Source organism: Mesorhizobium sp. M7D.F.Ca.US.004.01.2.1, from assembly GCF_003997785.1.
GTDB classification, from domain to species: domain Bacteria; phylum Pseudomonadota; class Alphaproteobacteria; order Rhizobiales; family Rhizobiaceae; genus Mesorhizobium; species Mesorhizobium loti.
Genome location: NZ_RZRQ01000414.1, coordinates 1 through 4,534 on the forward strand (window position 1 = coordinate 1; position 4,534 = coordinate 4,534).

Genomic DNA, 4,534 nt, shown 5'->3' on the forward strand with positions numbered 1-4,534 from the left:
GGATCGACGGTCAGCCGCGTCTGCACTGGAATGCAGATCGTTTCGCAGATGCCGAGAAAGATGTCGGCATCGATGACCGCCGGTTGGTTCGGCGCCGCCAGCGTGAATGTTACCGGCAGCGAAACCGGATAATTGTAGCCTGCCCATTTGCCGTAGCCGTCGTCATGGCGCTGCGGGGCAGGAAACGCCAGAGCGGCGTCGGTTATGTTGGTACTGGCTGAAATGTCGAGCTGCGGCGGCACGCCTGCGTCGCCCGGATCGCGCCAGTAGGTCTTCCAGCCGGGCTTGAGCGCTATGTCGAGAACGCCCTGGATGCGGCCGGCATCATCGGCTTTGCCCGACGTCACCAGCCGGACCTTGCCCCCTTCGCTGTTGTACCAAGCCGATGAAGAGGCGGCGGCGGGAAGAGCGGTTGCCGATCCGATGGCGGCGCCGAGCAGCAGGATTTTCAAGCTTTGCATGGCGGTGATTTGATCGTCCGTTCATGGCCGCGCAATGATTTCATGGCTTTGGCGGTATCATATTTGCGTGACCTCGAGGGAGAAGAATGCTCGAGCCGGCGGCATAGGCTTTGGTCGAATCCCGCACGGCGCATCTTTTCGGCGCTTTGGAAACGCGTTACGCTCCCTTTCATGGACTTGTTGCGCCACAAGAAGACGGTCGCCAGCCGCGGCTTTCTCGACGATCAGTTCCTGATTGCCATGCCCGGCATGAAGGACGACCGTTTCACGCGCTCGGTCATCTATGTCTGCGCGCACTCGGATGAAGGCGCCATGGGCCTGATCATCAACCAGACACAGCAGATGCTGTTTCCGGACCTGCTCGTGCAACTGGGCATCATGAACGAACAGGAGGCGATCCGTTTGCCGGCGCAGGCGCGCGATTTCGTCGTGCGCAATGGCGGGCCTGTGGATCGCAGCCGGGGCTTTGTCCTGCATTCGGGTGACTACCGGGTGGAATCGTCGCTGACTGTTTCGGACGACATCTGCCTGACCGCGACCGTCGACATCTTGCGCGCCATATCGTCCGGCCGCGGGCCCCGTCACGCGCTGATGGCGCTCGGCTATTCCGGCTGGGGAGCCGGCCAGTTGGAGACCGAGATCGCCGAGAATGGCTGGCTGACCTGTCCGGCCAATGCCGAGCTTCTGTTCGACACCGACATCGAGCGCAAATACGACCGGATCCTCGCCTCGATCGGCATAGACCTCGCGCATCTCAGCCTCGCGGCCGGACACGCCTAGAGCGTCGCAATCGGATTCAATCTGGGGCTACTCAGGCTTGGCTGTGCTCGATGTGCCTTTCTGGTCGCGTCAAGGCCTTGGATGTCATTCGTCGTCCGCCGGTAGCTCCAGCGTCCGGCCGGCATAGAGAATCCCACCGTGTCCTGCCGCACGGTGAAGGCAATGGTGGCCCGGCGACGCCAGCCGACGGTGCGCAGCCCCTTCGCCACATCGTCGTGGCGCATACCGCGCTCAGGGAACGTCGAGAATCCCAGGCGGTAGTCTACGATGCGGTCGACAAACCGGTTGGCGACAGTAGCACCGGCCTCCTGCGCAAGATGCGTTAGCAGATCGTCGAGGTCCCGTTCGGCTGCCGGATGGAACTTGACCGTATAGTTCATGCACTGCGGGATGACTTGGCCGTCAACGCTGAGACCCGCGCCTTGAGGCGGCCACGGACGTCTTCGGGGTCAGCAAGGTTTTCAGGGTGGGCGTCGAAATCCTTCAAGGTCGGCACGACTTCCTCAACGAGCCAGCGTTCCAGAGCCTTGTCACGCGCCGCCAAAGCCCTCAGGCCATCGCGGATGACCTCGCTCTCGGTGGCGTACTCCCCCGAGGCGACTTTGGTCTTGACCATCTGCGCCATCTCGGGCGGCAGGGTGATGCTCATCTGTTGCGTCGTGCGCATTATGGAAATCCTCTGATTGTCTCCCTATAGCACGGTGTAGGATTAAATCCTACACTTTCGACATCCTTCCAGGTCGATGAGCTAGTTCGGCTAAAATGAAACACCGTCGCGGAGACCTTGGTGCGCTCGAGCGACGCACGCGAAATCCTGTCAGGCCTGCGTGAGCGGATACTGCTCTTTCAGCTGCTTTAGCACCTGGTCGCCCGGCATCGGCGCGCCGAACATGAAGCTCTGCACATATTCGCAGCCCATCTGTCGCAATTCCAGCGCATCGCTTTCGTCAGAAATGCCCTCGGCGACGACAGACAGGCCGAGCTCATGCGCCATGTTGACCATCGATTTGAGCAGCACCGCGCGCTTCGGCGTGTTGTCGTCGACGAAGCTCTTATCGATCTTGATGGTGTCGAAGGGGAAACGCGTCAGATAGGCCAATGAGGAGTAGCCGGTGCCGAAGTCGTCCAGCGACAGGCCGATGCCGAGCTGCTTCAGCTTGGTCAGCACATGGGCGGTCTGCTCGGGATTGTCCATGACAAGCGATTCGGTGAGCTCGAGCCGGAAGCAGCGCGGCTTGAGGTTAGCTCGCGCGATGACCGAGCGGACATCGCTGACCAGATCGCGGCGGATCAGCTGGCGGCTGGACAGGTTGACCGAGACCGACAGCGGCGCGTCGCCGATCTGTTTTTGCCAGCTGGCGAGGTCTTCCGCCGCCTGCTGCATGGCAAACAGGCCGAGCTGTACGATCAGCCCGCAGCTTTCGGCGACCGGGATGAAATCCGCCGGCGGGATCATGCCGCGGCGCGGGTGGTCCCAGCGCAACAGGGCTTCGAAGCCAGCGACGCTGCCATCCTCGAGCCGCACGATCGGCTGGTAGGCGAGGGTGAATTCGCGCCGTTCGATAGCGCGGCGCAGGTCGGATTCGAACTGGAGCCTGTCGGTGCCGACGGTGCGGAAAGCCGGACGGAACGGCTCGATCCTGTCGCCTCCGAAGCGCTTGGCCTGATGCATGGCAAGCTCGGCATCCTTGACCATGTCCTCGGCCGACATCTGCGGCGAATTCCAGGTGATCAGCCCGATCGAGGCGGTCAGCACGATCTCGCGCTTGGCGAAGGTGATCGGGTTGTTGATGGCATGCTTGATGGCGTCCGCCACGGCGGCGATGCGGGCCGGGTCCTGTTCGGACAGCAGCATCAGCGCGAACTGATCGCCGGCAAAGCGCGACAGCGAATCCTTCGGCTTGAGCAATCTATGCAGCCGTCGCGCGATGGTCAGCAGAATGGTGTCGCCGGCCGAGATGCCGAGCCCGTCATTGACCTGCTTGAAACGGTCGATGTCGATGACGAAAACGGTTGGCCGCACCTTCTCTTCGGTGCGGGCGATCGAGATGATCGCTTCCAGCCGGTTCATCAACAATTCGCGGTTCGGCAGGCCGGTCAGATTGTCATGCACGGCGTCGTGCAACAGCCTTTCCTCTGACTTTTTCTGCTCGGTCACGTCGACCATGGTGCCGACGCAGCGAATCACTTCGCCGTCCGATCCGATCACCGGCCGTGCCCTGAGCGAGAACCAGTGATAGTGCCCATCGGCGCCGCGCAAGCGAAAATTCTGCGATACCCGGCCGCGCCGGTGTTCGAGCACGACGTCGAGTGTCGTGCGGAACGTGTCGCGGTCGTCGGCATGCAGCACGGGCAACCAGTTGCGCGCCGCACCGCCGAGGCTGTTCGGCGCCAGTCCTAGCTGGATGCTGACATCGGGCTTGGTGACGACGCGGTCGCGCAGCACGTCCCAGTCCCACACCGTGTCGCCCGATCCAGCCACCGCCAATGCCTGCCGCTCGAGGTCGGAGAACAGGCCCTGATGCAGCGCGCCGCCGGCAAAGGCATGCTGCATGACGGTGAAGCCGATCAGAAGGATGATCAGGATCAACCCGCCGCCCAGGGCCGGCTGGGCGATATCGTTGTCGAGCATGCCGGTGATCGCCATCCACGACCCGCATAGCCACAACAGCACCATGACCCAACTGGGCACCAGCATGATGGCGCGGTCGTAGCCGCGTATGCCGAGGAAGATGATCAGGCCGAGCCCGGTCAGCGCGGTGGCGGCGAAGGACAATCTGGCGATGCCGGCGGCGACCGCCGGATCGACGATGGCGACGCCGGCGATCAGCACCAGTCCGAGGATCCAGACCAGCGCGCCATAGCTGAAATGGCCGTGCCATCGGTTGAGATTGAGATAGGCGAACAGGAACACCACGAAGGTTCCCGCCAGCGCCACCTCCGTTCCCGCTCGCCACATCTGCTCATTGCCGGGCGAGATCTCGATGACCTTGTTGAGGAATCCGAAATCGACGCAGATATAGGCGAGAACCGCCCAGGCAAGTGCGGCGGTCGCCGGGAACATCGAGGTTCCCTTGACCACGAAAAGGATGGTCAGGAACAGCGCCAGAAGGCCGGCAATGCCGATGACGATGCCGCGAAACAGCGTGTAGGAATTGACCGAGTCCTTGTAGGATTCCGGATCCCACAGGTAGACCTGCGGCAACTTCGGCGAGGCGAGTTCGGCGATGAAGGTGATCACCGTGCCGGGGTTCAGCGTCACCCGGAATACGTCGGCGTCGGGGCTGGTCTGG

General features: G+C 62.5%; 5 protein-coding genes. 1 reads left to right on the forward strand and 4 read right to left on the reverse strand.

All coding sequences use genetic code 11. The features are described from left to right. Positions 1–461 (reverse strand): protein-disulfide reductase DsbD domain-containing protein (locus EN993_RS31855; RefSeq protein ID WP_281040590.1); only part of this gene is annotated, 461 nt, incomplete at its 3' end. Between the two features lie 171 nt (positions 462–632). Between EN993_RS31855 and EN993_RS31860 the strand changes: the two genes are divergently transcribed. Next, a complete protein-coding gene (locus tag EN993_RS31860) occupies positions 633–1,241 on the forward strand; it encodes a YqgE/AlgH family protein (RefSeq protein ID WP_023808594.1) in 609 nt (202 codons plus the stop codon). Here the strand turns inward: EN993_RS31860 and EN993_RS31865 are convergent. The 3 genes from EN993_RS31865 to EN993_RS31875 form a co-directional block, all read right to left on the reverse strand. Continuing rightward, positions 1,238–1,621 carry a type II toxin-antitoxin system RelE/ParE family toxin gene (locus EN993_RS31865; protein WP_109662283.1) on the reverse strand — a complete coding sequence of 128 codons (384 nt, stop codon included), beginning with the start codon at positions 1,619–1,621 and terminating at the stop codon, positions 1,238–1,240. The genes EN993_RS31860 and EN993_RS31865 overlap by 4 nt on opposite strands. Beyond that, positions 1,618–1,908, reverse strand: a complete 291-nt coding sequence (locus tag EN993_RS31870) for a type II toxin-antitoxin system ParD family antitoxin (protein WP_109662285.1) — start codon at positions 1,906–1,908, stop codon at positions 1,618–1,620. Before EN993_RS31870 ends, EN993_RS31865 begins: the two co-directional genes overlap by 4 nt. 150 nt (positions 1,909–2,058) lie before the next feature. Next, positions 2,059–4,534, reverse strand: a 2,476-nt coding sequence (locus EN993_RS31875) for an EAL domain-containing protein (RefSeq protein WP_127265751.1), incomplete at its 5' end; no start/stop codon positions are given.